General features: G+C 30.3%; 13 protein-coding genes. 11 read left to right on the top strand and 2 right to left on the bottom strand.

All coding sequences use genetic code 11. The features are described 5' to 3' along the window. On the bottom strand, positions 1–867 hold an 867-nt coding region (locus Q0C22_RS09535; RefSeq protein WP_291494165.1), incomplete at its 3' end, for a phenylacetate--CoA ligase family protein. A gap of 11 nt (positions 868–878) precedes the next feature. After that, entirely contained in the window at positions 879–1,313 is a 435-nt protein-coding gene (locus Q0C22_RS09530) for an amino acid-binding protein (protein ID WP_291494163.1), read from the bottom strand. A gap of 136 nt (positions 1,314–1,449) precedes the next feature. On the opposite strand from Q0C22_RS09530, the gene Q0C22_RS09525 reads away from it, so the two are divergent. The 11 genes from Q0C22_RS09525 (at position 1,450) to pstS (ending at position 14,480) form a co-directional block, all read left to right on the top strand. After that, on the top strand, positions 1,450–3,765 hold the full coding sequence (locus tag Q0C22_RS09525) for a GNAT family N-acetyltransferase (protein ID WP_291494161.1): 2,316 nt from the start codon (positions 1,450–1,452) through the stop codon (positions 3,763–3,765). 19 nt (positions 3,766–3,784) lie between these two features. Then, a complete protein-coding gene (ispF, locus tag Q0C22_RS09520; RefSeq protein WP_291494159.1) occupies positions 3,785–4,258 on the top strand; it encodes a 2-C-methyl-D-erythritol 2,4-cyclodiphosphate synthase in 474 nt (157 codons plus the stop codon). Continuing rightward, entirely contained in the window at positions 4,259–4,471 is a 213-nt protein-coding gene (locus Q0C22_RS09515; RefSeq protein WP_291494157.1) for a DUF2905 domain-containing protein, read from the top strand. Positions 4,472–4,481: 10 nt separating this feature from the next. Further along, on the top strand, positions 4,482–4,787 hold the full coding sequence (yajC, locus tag Q0C22_RS09510) for a preprotein translocase subunit YajC (protein WP_291494155.1): 306 nt from the start codon (positions 4,482–4,484) through the stop codon (positions 4,785–4,787). Between the two features lie 19 nt (positions 4,788–4,806). Beyond that, positions 4,807–6,399: a protein translocase subunit SecD gene (secD, locus tag Q0C22_RS09505; protein ID WP_291494153.1), complete on the top strand. Its 1,593-nt coding sequence runs from the start codon at positions 4,807–4,809 to the stop codon at positions 6,397–6,399. Positions 6,400–6,408: 9 nt separating this feature from the next. Then, a complete protein-coding gene (gene secF / locus Q0C22_RS09500) occupies positions 6,409–7,371 on the top strand; it encodes a protein translocase subunit SecF (RefSeq protein ID WP_291494151.1) in 963 nt (320 codons plus the stop codon). Next, the gene (locus tag Q0C22_RS09495) at positions 7,368–10,037 is read left to right on the top strand and encodes a hypothetical protein (protein WP_291494145.1); all 2,670 of its coding nucleotides are present in this window, start codon (positions 7,368–7,370) and stop codon (positions 10,035–10,037) included. Before secF ends, Q0C22_RS09495 begins: the two co-directional genes overlap by 4 nt. A gap of 179 nt (positions 10,038–10,216) precedes the next feature. Further along, positions 10,217–11,509: a glycoside hydrolase family 1 protein gene (locus Q0C22_RS09490; protein ID WP_291494143.1), complete on the top strand. Its 1,293-nt coding sequence runs from the start codon at positions 10,217–10,219 to the stop codon at positions 11,507–11,509. After that, positions 11,502–12,212 carry a PHP domain-containing protein gene (locus Q0C22_RS09485; RefSeq protein ID WP_291494140.1) on the top strand — a complete coding sequence of 237 codons (711 nt, stop codon included), beginning with the start codon at positions 11,502–11,504 and terminating at the stop codon, positions 12,210–12,212. The genes Q0C22_RS09490 and Q0C22_RS09485 overlap by 8 nt, the downstream gene beginning before the upstream one ends. A gap of 10 nt (positions 12,213–12,222) precedes the next feature. Continuing rightward, a complete protein-coding gene (locus Q0C22_RS09480) occupies positions 12,223–13,347 on the top strand; it encodes a ceramide glucosyltransferase (RefSeq protein ID WP_291494138.1) in 1,125 nt (374 codons plus the stop codon). 101 nt (positions 13,348–13,448) lie between these two features. Continuing rightward, positions 13,449–14,480 (top strand): phosphate ABC transporter substrate-binding protein PstS, encoded by a 1,032-nt coding sequence (gene pstS, locus Q0C22_RS09475; protein WP_291494136.1) that lies wholly within the window; start codon positions 13,449–13,451, stop codon positions 14,478–14,480. The last annotated feature ends 48 nt before the right edge of the window (positions 14,481–14,528 follow it).

Below are 14,528 nucleotides of genomic sequence, written 5' to 3'. Positions count from 1 at the left end.
CTCTTTTGTAAGCGTAGTAATAACAAGTTCTCCATATTCTCCTTCTTTTACAGGATTAAGAGTGTCCGGATCTATAATTTCTGCCAGGAAGTGATCTTCAAAAATATGCATACCGTTTTGATAGGTGCATTCAGCACTAACTCCAGGACCCATAACTTCGCTTAAACCATAGTTATCGTATGCTTTAATTGGCAAAGCTTCCTGTAGTTTTTTTCTCATTTGTTCACTCCATGGTTCTGCGCCAAATAAACCGATTCTTAAACTTATACTATTTGGGTCTATACCTTCTTTCTTTAGTATTTCTGAAATATGTAATGCATAACTTGGCGTGCATACTAGCACAGTTGGTTTTAAATCTGTTATAAGCTGGATCTGCCTTCTTGTATTGCCACTTGAGACGGGTATAACAGTTGCGCCGAGCTTTTCAAGTCCATAATGAAGACCAAAGCCTCCTGTGAATAAGCCATAACCAAAAGCTATATGAACAATATCATTACTACTTACACCTGCACATGCAGCAAGCCTTGCCACGAGGTTGCTCCAGGTTTCAAGATCTTTTTTTGTATACCCAACAATTGTTGATTTTCCTGTTGTACCACTTGAAGCATGAATCCTTGCAAGTGATTTTACATCTTTAGCAAACATGCCATAAGGATAATTTTGTTTAAAATCTTCTTTTGTTGTAAAGGGTAATTTTACAATATCTTCTAAACTTTTTATGTCTTGTGGCTTTATTTTGATACTATCTAATTTTTCTTTATACACTTTTACATTATCATAAGCATATTGGACTATTTGTTTTAATCTTTCCAGTTGAAGTTGTTCAATTTGTTCTCTGTTTAACGATTCAAATTCAGGTTCGAACATACTAACTCCTTTTAGTTTTCAATAAAGTATTTCTGGTCTAAAAAATGTATTTTGTTTTTTAATTTTTCATATGCTTCATCAATATTTTCAAATTTCAATAATATAACAGCATGACCTGCTTTTGCATTTACAAAGGTATAAACATATTCTATATTCAGGTCGGCTTCATTTATAATTTCAAGTAATTCCATCAAGCCACCAGGTCTATCTTCCATTAAAGCTGCCAGTATTTCATTTTTTTTGACAATAAAATGCTCTTTTTTTAAAGCTTCATATGCTATTTGCGGTTTATTAACACAAAATCTCAATATACCAAAATCGTTTGTATCCGCAAGATTTAGAGCCCTTATGTTTATATTATTTTCTTTTAGAATTTTTGTTACATTGTAAAATCTACCTTTTTTGTTTTCTATAAACACAGAAATTTGTGTTATTTTATAATCCATTAAACACCTCCTTATAATAAGCATTATAGTTTTATCTATGCAATTTATCAAGCTAAACCTTTTAGCACTAATTAATTGACAAATAAGAATAAGTATGTATTAATATATCTTAGAATTTATATAAAAATAAAGTTGTATGAAAAAATTGATTTTAAGAGATGGAACGCTATGCAGTATAAGAAAAGTCAAACCAAGTGAAAAAGAAAAAGTAAGAGAATTATTTTTGCAAACTTCACCAGAAAGTCGCTACTATAGATTTTTTGGTGCCACAAGCCAGCTGGACGATAAGTTATTAAATTCATTGATAAAAAATGATGCCTATAATGTTTCACTTGTGTGTATAGTAAAAGGCAATATTGTAGGTATTGCTAATTATAATGCCACAGAAGATTTACAATCTGCAGAAGTTAGTTTTATGGTTAAAGACGAATTTCAGGGAAAAGGCATAGGTACTCTACTGCTTGAAGAGCTTGCAAAACACGCATGGCTTAAGGGAATAAAAGAGCTTGAAGCATTTGTTTTATCAGACAATTATAACATGATTAGTGTTTTTAAAAATAGCGGATTTGAAATAATGCATGAAAAAGTTGATTTAACAAGTATTCATTTGAGATTACCGCTTGCTAAGTTTAGCAAAGTAATGTCTGAACATTTACTAAGAGAAAAGCTGGCCACACAGGCTTCTTTGATTAGAGCATTTAACCCAAAAGATATTGTTTATATTGGTGAGGATAATGTTCTATGGAAAAATATCAAACAATTTCGCAAAGATGCTATTATAGTTGCAAAAGACAATAATGTAATTGAAAATATAAAGGCTATTAAACCTGATTTGGCTATTATTGATGTTGTTGATTGTGAAAAAATAATCCATATTATTGAGCTGGAAACTCTAAAAGTACTTATTATTACAGCAAAACTACACGAACCGATTAAATCTAGAGTTGTTAATCTAATAAAAAAACAGGGCATCAGATTAATTGGCCCAAATTCTACGGGTTTATTTTATAACACCAAAGATAATAAAATAAACATAAGTCCTATTGTTTTACCAAAACAAGGCAATATTGCAATTGTTACACACTCTAATTTGCTTGGTATAAGCCTGGTGGGATATTTTGATTATATTGGCCTGGGTGTAGGCTGTTTTGTTAGTGTTGGTGATAAAGCTGATGTGTCTGCAAATGATTTGCTTTATGTCTGGCAGGATGATAATAATATTGATATTATAGTTTTATATCTTGATTCATTTGGCGATCCTATTACATTTTCAATGCTTTCAAGAAAAATTTCCAAACAAAAGCCTATTTTTGCCGTTAAAGCTGGAAGAACATTAATCAGTTTAAGTGCTTCAAGGCACGAGAGTCTTATTTTTTCGAATACAGATTTTACAGTGGATGGATTATTTAAGCAAACTGGTATTATAAGGGCAGAAACACTGGAAGAACTTTTAGATGATGTGTTACTTGTATACGCATGTGACTTTTTATCAGAATCCAACTATGTATCGTTGATATCAAACTCTATTGGTGCAAACCTTATGGCAACCGATACATTTGAAGCAAACAATTTGGTGCTTGACAAAATTGTTTATATGGATAGTGCGGATATTGATTTTTATAAAAAAGCTTTAATTGAGGTTTTGAAAAATTCGAAATCATACTATATTGTAGTAATTTTTGCACCGCATAAAGATATTACGTACGAATTTTTAGATAATTTTTTAAATGAAATTTTATATATTGTAAATTCAATTGATCACGAAAAAACTGTTATAGTAAATGTATTATCTTACCTTCATTATAAAAATCGCATACTGGAAAAAGCTGGGTTAAAAAAAAAGATAGCCGTATTTCCATTTGTCGAGCGGTCGCTTAGAGCTTTGGGAAAGCTCATATGGTATGCAAATTACAAAAAAAAGCCTGAATTTTACGCTCAGGATTTGCAAAACTTTAATTTAAAACAAGCACGCAATTATATTAGAAGTTTGTTGTATGGTTTAAAACAGTACCAGTTGACGCAAATAGAAGTCAAAACATTGTTTGAATTGCTTGGTATAAAAACATCCACCATCAAAGAAGGTATATACAATATAAGCATTGGAATTGCATATGATAAACTTTTTGGTGCAATTATAGGAGTTTCTTATTACCTGTTAGAAAGTAATATTGCATACAAATCTCCAATTGTTAGAATTTTGCCTTTAACACTTTGGGATATTGACGAAATAATAGACACAATAGACAATAAAAAAAAATTAAAATTGCATATTAAAAATGAATTAAGAGACTTATTTGAAAGACTCAGTGAGTCTTTTTTGAATATACCGGAAATTAAACAACTTGATTTGCCAAACTTGATTGTATCGGATGAGGGTTTATCTTTCACAAGGGCTATAATTAAAATAAAAAAAGATGAAAATTTACCAAAGAGTTTTACTGTTAGTTTTTAATATGATATAATATTGTTTTATGATTAGAGTAGGTATAGGTTATGATTTGCACAGACTTAAAAAAGATTGTAAGTTAATTATCGGTGGTATTGAAATAGATAGCAATATAGGTGCATATTCTCATTCAGATGGTGATTGCTTGTTGCATGCTTTGGTTGATGCTATGCTTGGCGCAGCTGGTCTTGGAGATATCGGGGAGCATTTCCCGGATATAGATGAAAAGTATAAAAATATTAAAAGTAGTTTTTTTGTAACAAAAACACTTGAGCTAATAAACAAAAATGGCTTTAGGGTAATTAATGTTGATGCAACAGTATTGCTTGAAAAACCTAAACTTATAGATTATAAGCAAACTATAAAAATAAATATAGCGAACTTGCTTAATATTAGCGAGCATTTTGTCAATATAAAGGCTAAAACAAATGAGAAAATTGGTGAAATTGGAGAAAGTTTAGCTATTGCATCTTATGTAGTTGTTTTATTGGAGGGCTAAATGCAACCTATTTCCAAATTTTTGATTTTTGCTGGAGTTTTGCTTATTTTGTTTGGTCTGTTATTTAGTTTGTCTTCAAAATTGCCTTTTGGAAGACTACCAGGAGATATCATTATTAGGAAAGGTAACTTTACATTTTATTTTCCGCTTGCAACAAGTATACTTTTAAGTATAATACTTACCGTGATTATGTATTTTTTGAACAAACGCTAAGGAGGATATCATGCATTTTATTTCTCTAGCATATGCAGCAGCGCAGCCAGCACAGCCACCAAACCCGATTTTATCCACTGTTATACCATTTGCTATAATTATTGTTGTTTTTTATCTGTTTCTAATTTTACCCCAGCAAAAGCAAAGAAAAAAACACAAAGAGTTTATAGAAAGTTTGCAAAAAGGCGATATGGTTATAACTTCAAGTGGTATTTATGGTAAAATTAAAAATATAGGTGAAAAAGATTTTACTATTGAAATAGCTGAAAATGTAAATATTAAAATTTTAAAAGATAATATCATTTCAAAAGCATGAATCTTGAGTGGTTTAAAATATGAAACAATCAGACTGGTTTAAGCTTTTCTTAGTTATTGTTGTTTTTGTAATATTTGGCGCATATGCTGTGGATGCATTTTTACCACAACAAACACTGGAGAACTTGCCCAGTTTCATGCCTAAAAAAGTTATAAACTTAGGCCTTGATTTAAAAGGTGGTACGCACTTAACACTAGAAGTTGAAACGGATAAAGCAATTGCTGGTATTTTACAGCAAGCCTCAGAGAATCTCAAAAAACAGTTTGATAATGCTAAAATAGCTTATAATACCGTAGAAGTGAATGCAAAAAAAACTTCTATAGATGTTACTTTGATGGATCCAAATGATATTAATAGGGCATTGGATTTAATACAAAGCAACTTTGGTAATTTTGAAACAAAAACAATTGGTAGCTCTATAATTATGACGCTTAAGCCCAAAATTGCCTTAAATATGCAAAAAGAAGCTGTAAATCAAGCAGTTGGCGTTATTAGAAACCGTATAGACCAATTTGGTGTAGCAGAGCCCACAGTAGTAACAAGTAGTTCAAGAGATATTGTTGTTGAATTGCCAGGTATTTCAGATCCAGAGCGTGCAATTAAACTTATTGGTCAAACGGCTGTTTTGGAACTTCATTTGGTAGATGATTCTGTTAATGTAGAAAATGCTCTAAATGGTCAATTACCACCTGATGATGAGGTTTTGTATCAAATCATTAAAAATCCTACAACCGGTGAAATAACAAAAGTGCCTATTGTTGTAAAAAAAGCGCCTGTTGTTACAGGAAGTATGATAAAAAAAGCTAATGTAACTTTCAGTAGTCAGACAAATCAACCTGTTGTGTCTTTTGAGCTAAACTCCCAGGGTACTCAAGCATTTGCACAATTTACTTCAACGCACGTTGGTAAAAGATTGGCTATTGTTTTGGATAACACTGTTTATTCAGCACCAGTTATTAGAGAGCCAATTTTAAACGGTAGTGGCGAAATAAGTGGTGATTTTACGGTTAGACAGGCGCATGATCTAGCTATTGTTTTAAGAAGCGGTTCTTTGCCAGCACCCGTAAAGGTACTGGAAAAAACCGTAATAGGTCCTACACTTGGAAAAGACTCAATAAAAAGTGCAACACTTGCAATAATTATTGGCAGTATCGCGGTATTTTTATTTATGGTAGTTTACTATAGACTGTTTGGTTTGCTTGCAGATTTTGCTTTAATGTTCAACTTACTTATAATTCTTGGGACTCTTGCAATGCTTGGCGCCACACTTACTTTGCCTGGTATTGCTGGTATGGCGCTTACTGTAGGTATGAGTGTTGACACAAACGTACTTATATTTGAGCGCATAAGGGAAGAATTGTTTCATGGTCGTACACCCAAAGATGCAGTGGAACTTGGTTATGATAGGTCTTTAATTACCATTATTGATACACATATAACTACTCTTATTACTGCATTTATACTTTACCAGTTTGGAACTGAAACTATAAAAGGCTTTGCTATAACTTTAGCAATAGGTCTTATTGCGAACATGTTTACGGCAATAACATTTACCAAAGTTATTTATGACGCATTATTTTCCAATAAATCATTGAAGAAGTTGAGTATTTAGGAGTCAGCAATGTTGCATATTTTTAAACCAGACTTAAAAGTAGATTTTGTATCGAAATTTAAGTGGGGGATTTTCTTTTCTTTATTTTTAATTTTTTTAGGTTTAGCTTCATTAATTGTAAAAAATGGATTTAAAGTAGGTATTGAGTTTAAAGGTGGAACAGCTCTGATATTGCAAGTAAAAAATAACTTAGGGACAGGCGAAGTAAGATCTTTATTAGAAAAATCTAACTACTTTAAACATATGACAATAGAAAATTATGGTAACGTAAACGGTCAATATCTGATAGAAATACCTATTAGTAAAGTAAATAACGATATCTTAAATGCAGAAATTGCAAAGGCTTTTGAAAAGTATGGTCCTGGTTCGTACCAGATACTAAAAGTAAATGTAATTGGTCCAAAAATTGGTAGTGATTTTGCAAAAAAAGCAATTATAGCTGTTGTACTTTCTTTATTGGGTATATTGATTTATATTGCAATCAGGTTTAAGTTCAATTTCGCTGTTGCTTCTGTTGTATCTTTAGTTCATGATGTACTTATAACACTGGGTTTTTTATCTTTATTTAATTACGAGTTAACGCTGGATGTAATTGCTGCTTTACTTACCATTGTGGGTTATTCTGTAAACGATACTGTTATTATATTTGATAGGATAAGAGAAAAATTAAGAAATAATCCTAAGCTGAGCAAAATTGATGCTATAAATACTGGTATTAGCGAAACATTAAGCCGAACCATTATAACATCAAGTACTGTTATTGTGGTAACATTAATTTTATTTTTATTTGGCGGAAGCGTGCTTAGAGGCATGTCTTTTGCTTTGCTTGTAGGATTTATTACCGGTACTTACTCGTCTATTTTTATTGCACCACCAGTTTTGTTTTTGTTCAAGGGTCCATTGCTACCAGAAGCCAAAAAACAAGAAGTTGCATCTGAAGAAATGTTTAAACGCTCTTATAAAATTGAGTGAGTAATCTTGAAAATTTTTTAACTCTTTTTAAAAACAAACGCAAAGCATACAAAACGCTCCTGTATATAAATTCAAAACTAGGTGTTGTGGAGGGTTTTTATAATTGTATAGAAGAAATAGAAGATTCTTTAAGGATCTGTGCAGACCCAGATCAGGCATTTGATTTTTTCCAGAGGTTTCTGGAAAATACGACTGCTAAATCTACTTTATTTGAGATATTAAAAGTTTCTAGGTTTTATAGAAATTTACTTTTTAATATATTTGCCCAAAGCAATACTTTATCTTTATTGTTAATAAATCATAGTGAGTATTTTTACTGGTTATTGGAAGATTTGGCATCTAATAAAACAAAACAAATTTTTCGAGAAGAAATCTCCAAACTTATAAAATCAAAAAAAACCTTAGATGAAAAAAAATACATATTAAGAGAATATAGAAAAAAAGAGTACTTGCGTATTGCTTCAAAAGAAATTGCAAAAGTATGCAAATCTCAAGAAGTATATTTAGAGCTATCTGAGCTAGCTGATGCCTGTTTAGAAATAGCAATAGATATAGCTTTTAGCGAAAAAAAGCTTAAAGAAAAAAAGTTTTGTATAATAAGCATGGGAAAACTAGGTGCAAGAGAGCTAAATTTTTCTAGCGATATAGACATAATGTTTGTTCATGATAATTTTGATTACGCTCAAGAATATAACAAAATTGCTCAAGATATAATATCTATCATTTCTGATGTGCAGTTTGGAAGTTTTGTTTTTAGAGTAGATACGAGACTTCGCCCTTTTGGAAACAATTCTAGCTTATCATTGAGTGTTGATGAATATGAAAATTATTATTTTAGTTTTGGTCAGGTCTGGGAAAAGTTTGCCCTGACTAAAGCTAGATTTTCAGCTGGAGATAAATATACCGCAAGTAGATTTTTTTCAGTTATAAAACCTTTTATATATACTAAAAATATAGATATAAACTATATTGAAGAAGTGCGTTCAATGCGCTACAAAATCAAACATGAAAAATTATCCAATTATAAAAACAATCTTATAAATCCTTTGAAAATAAATGTTAAATTGGGACTTGGTGGTATTAGAGAAGTTGAGTTTATAGCTCAATATTTTCAACTTATATATGCTGGCAAGGATACTAGCTTACAAACCAGCTCAACGCTTGATGTTTTGGATACTTTATATAACAAAAAATACCTTAAACAAGCCAAAAAACTAAAAGCCTGTTATTTGTTTTTAAGATTAGTTGAACATAAAATACAGTTAAAAGATGAGAAACAAACAGCAGATTTACCTTCAAACATAGAAGAATTAGAAATTTTTGCGAAAAAATTTAATTTAAAAGCCGATGAATTTTTAAAAATATATTATAAAATAACAGATTCGGTACATGAAATTTATAAATCAATTTTTTATGCGCACAATATACCTATTTTTTCGCCGATAGAAATTTTGGAAGATTTCTTTGAAGAAGAGTTTAGCGATCATAAACAGATAGCTATTCAACTAAGTGATATTGCAAGGAAATCAAAGTTTGCTAAAACAAGTCCAACATTTTTGACTAATGCGATAGATAAAGCTTACCTTCATTTAAAAAATATACCAGAAAACTTAAACAGTAAACTTTTTTTAAATGTAATTTCAGGCTTTAACAGTATATTGCCAACCTATTACGATACTTTTTTTGGTAATGATTATATTTTTAACACTTCACTTTTAGCGTTTTCTATTGGATTACATCAAAAATTAAAACAATACCCATTTTTAATAGATGAATTTTTTTATATAGACCAGCCTTTAGAAATAATAGAGCTAACCCAAGAAGAAAAAGAAAGACTAGAATTTAATCTAGCACTAAAACTTTTAAATAACAATATTGATAAAAAAGATACAAAAATTCTATCAGTCTTTGCTCAACAGTATATAAAAAAAACAATAAAAAATTTGCAAATTAAAGATTTAATTGTTTTAGCATATGGCAAACTTGGTATTGAAGAATTGTTTATAAATAGTGATTTAGATTTGGTTTTTCTTGCAAAAAACGTTGATGATAAAAAAATTTATGAGGTTTCAAATCTCGTAAGGGAACTTAATAAAATTTATAGCGTTGATTTAAGATTAAGACCGTTTGGAGAAAAAGGCTTGATTGTTAGCGAGATTGATTATTTTAGAAGTTATCTGGTAAAATATGCTAAAGATTGGGAAAAGCTTGCCATTCAAAAAGCCAGAATAATTTATAGTGATACCGATTGTGATTTAACAGATTCAATTAATGAATTTGCTCGCTTTATTGATAAAAAAAGTATAAGAGAAATGAAAGAATTAATAGAAAAACATAAAGGTTTTGATATAAAAAATGAAAGAGGTGGTATAGTCGATATAGAATTTATTTTGCAATATTTATGCATTAAAAACAATTGTTTTGAGTTTGGAATAAGCATTGAAGAAATGATCGATAAAATTTCCTATATAAAAGAAGTTAGATTTCTAAAAGCCGTCTATGTATATTTTACGAGAATACTTAATTTAACAAGACTCATACCAAACGATATAAAAGATAAACTCGTAGTTTTAAAGTTCTTATTAAAACAAGATAACTTAGAAATTAAAATCAAAAATCTTCAAAATAAAGTTGGCAAGATGTTTGATATGTATTTTAAAGAATAGGCTTTATCGACTTTTCTTCAAAAGTAATCAAGATTAAAGCAACTAGTTTTTTAAATCCTGCAAAAAATAACAGGCTATTTGCTTATTTTATAGTGAAGAGAAATATAATATCTTAAGATTAACAAAAGATTTGTTTTACACATTTTTTACCAAAATAAGAAGATTATTTAACAATTACTATGATATTTCAAAAAGTGACAAAGGAGGGTAGTATATATATTTTAGAAAATCCTAAAACATTTTTTTGGGGTGTTGCCACAAGCGCATTTCAATTAGAAGGTAGCCCATATGCAGATTGGCATCTTTTTGATAGCTTTTTTGAAGAAAAACCAGAATCCGTAAATCATTATTCTATGTATGAGCAGGATTTATATTTAATAAAGAAGCTTGGCGTAAATGCATACAGGTTTTCAATTGAATGGAGCAGAGTTCAACCAAGTCAGGATATATTTAACGAAGCAAGTATTGCCCACTATCAGAAAATTATCGATGAATTGTTATCAAACGATATAGAACCTTTTGTTACAATACACCATTTTACGCATCCTGTATGGTTTATCAAAAACTATCCATGGCATAATGATAATAGCGCGGATAAATTTTGTTTTTATGTTGAGAAGTTGGTAAAAACCATAAAAAATGTAAAGTACTGGATTACATTTAATGAACCATATATTCTGCTGCTTGGTGGTTATTTGGACGGTTGTATGCCACCAAACATAAAAAATAAACAATTGGCTCAAAAAGCTTTAAAAAATATACTTTTATCTCATGCAAAAGTTTACGATATTATACATTCATATATTAATAAACCTTATGTAGGCATAGCTCACAACATGGCAGTTTTTAAACCATATAGAAAAAATAGATTTGATATGTTACTTACTAAAATCGCAAAACATTTTTATAATTTCTCAATAATTAACGCTTTTTTAAGTGGACATTTATCTATTAATTTACCTTTTTCAAAATCTTTTGAAATAGATTTACCCATAAAAGATAAGTTAGACTTTTTTGGAATAAACTATTACACACGAATTTTTCTAAAATTTAATCCATTTAATTTTAAAAATAAGTTTGTTGATATTATATACCAGAACAAAGAAGGTATAGGAATAACTGATATGGGCTGGGAAATTTATCCAAAAGGTATATTAAAGGTTTTAAAATATGCTTCAAAACTGAAAGTACCGCTTATAATAACAGAAAATGGTATTGCAACAAATAATGATTTTCAAAAAATTCAGTTCATAAGAGCACATCTTGAAAAAATAAAAGAAGCAATTGCTGATGGGATCAACATAAAAGGTTATTTTTACTGGTCTTTAATTGATAATTATGAGTGGTTTGTAGGTTTAAATGCAAAATTTGGACTTTTTAGGGTTGATGAAAAAACACTTGAAAGAAAACCAACCCTATCTGCATCCTTTTATGCATATATTGTAAAAAACTGGAGAATATTTGATGGATAAATGTAAAGAAGAAAGTCTTTTGTGCGATTTTCATATTCATACAAAATACTCAGACGGATCGCTTAGTTTACGCAAAGTTATAGACATTTATGGCCAGACAGGCCATGATATCATTGCAATTACAGATCACCTGGTAGATAAAACAAATCTTATGGGTATGGCTGCACATACAATCAATGCAAGCTTAAGCGAAGAAAACTTTGAAGAATATTTAGAAAACATAGCGTATGAATCAAAAAGGGCTCTGGATAAATACGATATGCTTGTTATACCTGGTATTGAAATAACAAAAAATCACATAAGCGCCGCTAAATCAGCGCATATTTTGCTTATTGATATTAAAAAATATATACCACCAGAGTTAAACTACAAAAAACTATTTTTAGAAGCAAAAAGACAAAATGCTTTAATAATAGCGGCTCATCCCTATCATGTTTTGGGTTTAGACAAAGAAACGCTTTATCTTTGGAATAATAGAAAATATTTTTCAAAGTATATTGATGCATGGGAAATTGGTTGCAACAAAGACTTGTTTAATGTGGTAAGCCTTGAATCGTACCCTTTTGTTGCAAATAGTGATTTTCATAAACCTTCACATATACACTCATGGCGCACGCTGCTTTATTGCAAAAAAGAAATTGAGTGTGTGAAAAAATGCATCAAAGATAATACAAAAGTTGCTATAAAATTTTTTAGAAAGTAAGGAGGTGCAAATGTTTTATGTAGTTTTGGTTTTGGTTATCATTGGTTTTATTGCATATTTTATAGAAATTCTTGCACTTACCTCTTTAATTAAGCAAAAGCTATCGTTTTCATTTACTGAGGGTGTTTCTATTATTAAGCCACTAAAGGGTATTGATGATAATTTGTTTAGCAATCTTGAAAGTTTTTGTAGACTGGATTACCCAAAATATGAGTTAATTTTTTGTTTATCATCGTGCACTGATCCTGCATATAAAATTGCAAAAAAAATCAAAGATAAGTACAAAGATTGTGATATTTCAATTGTAATAGATGATACAAGCGTAGGATTAAACCCAAAAATAAACAATATGTTTAAAGCTTATATGAACTCAAAGTATGATTTTGTAATCATAAGTGACAGTAATGTGATTGTAGACAAAAATTATATTCAACAAACGGCAAAATACTTAAAAAATAATGAAGTTAGTGTTGTTACAAATTTAGTTAGAGGAAAAGGAGCACTTACTTTTGGATCATTGCTTGAAAATCTTCAATTAAACACATTTGTAGTTTGTGGTATGGCTTTTTTGAATACAAAAACAAATATACCATGCGTAATTGGTAAATCCATTCTTTTTAGAAAAAAAGATTTAGAAGAATCTGGAGGATTCTGGCATTTAAAAGATTATTTAGCAGAAGATTTTATGATTGGAAAACTTGCAACTGATAATAACAAAAAAGTAGCAATATCAAATTACTTTGTTGATAATGTAAATGAGTTTTGGGATACAAAAAAATTTTTAAACAGACACACGCGCTGGGCAAAGATGAGATATAAAATTGGCAGATTTTATTACTTGAGTGAGCTATTATCAAACCCTGTCTTTTTAGCTTTAGTTGGATTTATTATTTCTGGTTTTTCAAAAGATTTTTTATATTTATTTGTTGGTTCAGCTATCTTTAAAGCCATGCTTGATTATTATACAGGATACTTAGTTGGCTCTGATATAAAATCTATATATTATTTTTTTTCTCCAATAAAAGACATAATAATAGGTTTTATATGGTTTGTGCCATTTTTTAATACAAAAGTTTATTGGCGTGGTAAAAAATATCTAATGGGCAAAAACACACTACTAATCGAATCAAAATAACACATTACAAATATTTAACATTATCTTGAAGATTATTTAACAAAAAAATTGCATAATAAAAAAAAGATGACAAAAAAGTCATTATTTTGTAGGAGGTGTTTATGCTAATACCACAAAGGTGGTTAAAACTGCTAATGCTTGCAGTATTTTTGGTTAGTTGTATTTTATTTGATGTAAAGGTATCGCAAGCAGGCTGGTCAATTAATGGAGCAGGCGCGACATTTCCCTACCCAGTTTATACTAAGTGGGCTTTTAATTTTGAAAAAGCTACTGGAAACAAAGTGAACTATCAAGGGGTAGGATCAGGTGCTGGCATTAAACAGGTAACGCAGGGAGTTGTTGCTTTTGGTGGAAGCGATATGTGTCTAAAAGCAGATGAATTAAAAGAAAAGAATCTATTACAATTCCCATCACTTGTAGGCGGAATTTTGGTTGTTGTAAACATACCAGGTATCAAGGATAACCAGCTTAGACTTTCAAATAATACCATAGCCAAAATTTTTATGGGTGAGGTTAAAAATTGGGATGATCCTCTAATTAAAAAGGATAACCCCCACTTAAAATTGCCAAATTTGCCAATAACCATTGTACACAGGGCAGATGGTTCTGGAACGAACTGGAATTTTACTTATTGGCTAAGCCAGGTTAGCAAAGAGTGGGATGAAAAAATTCATTACGGTTTATCTGTAAACTGGCCAGTAGGCGTGGGTGGCAAAGGTAACATGGGTGTAGCAAACTATGTAAAACAAATTTCTGGTTCAATTGGATATGTTGAATATGCATTCTGGTTACAAAACCGCCTAACAAGCGTAGTATTGCAAAATAAAGAAGGTAAATGGGTAGAGCCAAGTGTAGCAGCATTTAAAGAGGCTGCAGCAAAAGCTAATTGGCAGGAAAAAAATGGTTTTTGTGAAGTATTGATAAACCAGGGAGGAGCAAAAACATGGCCAATAGTTTCTGGTACATTTGTGCTTGTCCCAAATACAAAAAAAGCAGAACAAAAACAGGCTGTAGAGTTTTTTAAATGGGCTTTTGAAGATGGCGACAAAGCAGCTGAAAGCCTGGGCTATATACCTCTGCCTAAATCTACAAAAAAATTAATACTTAAATATTTAAGTGACAACGGCTATTAAAATAAAAAGGGGGCAACCCCTTTTTATTTCGTTACAATCTCCTTGAAT

The sequence above is a fragment of the Desulfurella sp. genome, from assembly GCF_023256235.1.
In the GTDB taxonomy this organism is placed as follows: Bacteria; Campylobacterota_A; Desulfurellia; order Desulfurellales; family Desulfurellaceae; genus Desulfurella.
Note: the sequence above shows the minus strand (reverse complement) of the source record. Positions and strands in the feature narration are given on the sequence as shown.

Coding starts and splice junctions, on each gene's coding strand:
- Q0C22_RS09480 (WP_291494138.1), top strand. CDS start 12,223: ATGTTTTATGTAGTTTTGGTTTTGGTTATCATTGGTTTTATTGCATAT.
- Q0C22_RS09490 (WP_291494143.1), top strand. CDS start 10,217: ATGATATTTCAAAAAGTGACAAAGGAGGGTAGTATATATATTTTAGAA.
- Q0C22_RS09515 (WP_291494157.1), top strand. CDS start 4,259: ATGCAACCTATTTCCAAATTTTTGATTTTTGCTGGAGTTTTGCTTATT.
- Q0C22_RS09525 (WP_291494161.1), top strand. CDS start 1,450: ATGAAAAAATTGATTTTAAGAGATGGAACGCTATGCAGTATAAGAAAA.
- Q0C22_RS09530 (WP_291494163.1), bottom strand. CDS start 1,313: ATGGATTATAAAATAACACAAATTTCTGTGTTTATAGAAAACAAAAAA.
- Q0C22_RS09485 (WP_291494140.1), top strand. CDS start 11,502: ATGGATAAATGTAAAGAAGAAAGTCTTTTGTGCGATTTTCATATTCAT.
- pstS (WP_291494136.1), top strand. CDS start 13,449: ATGCTAATACCACAAAGGTGGTTAAAACTGCTAATGCTTGCAGTATTT.
- ispF (WP_291494159.1), top strand. CDS start 3,785: ATGATTAGAGTAGGTATAGGTTATGATTTGCACAGACTTAAAAAAGAT.
- secD (WP_291494153.1), top strand. CDS start 4,807: ATGAAACAATCAGACTGGTTTAAGCTTTTCTTAGTTATTGTTGTTTTT.
- yajC (WP_291494155.1), top strand. CDS start 4,482: ATGCATTTTATTTCTCTAGCATATGCAGCAGCGCAGCCAGCACAGCCA.
- secF (WP_291494151.1), top strand. CDS start 6,409: ATGTTGCATATTTTTAAACCAGACTTAAAAGTAGATTTTGTATCGAAA.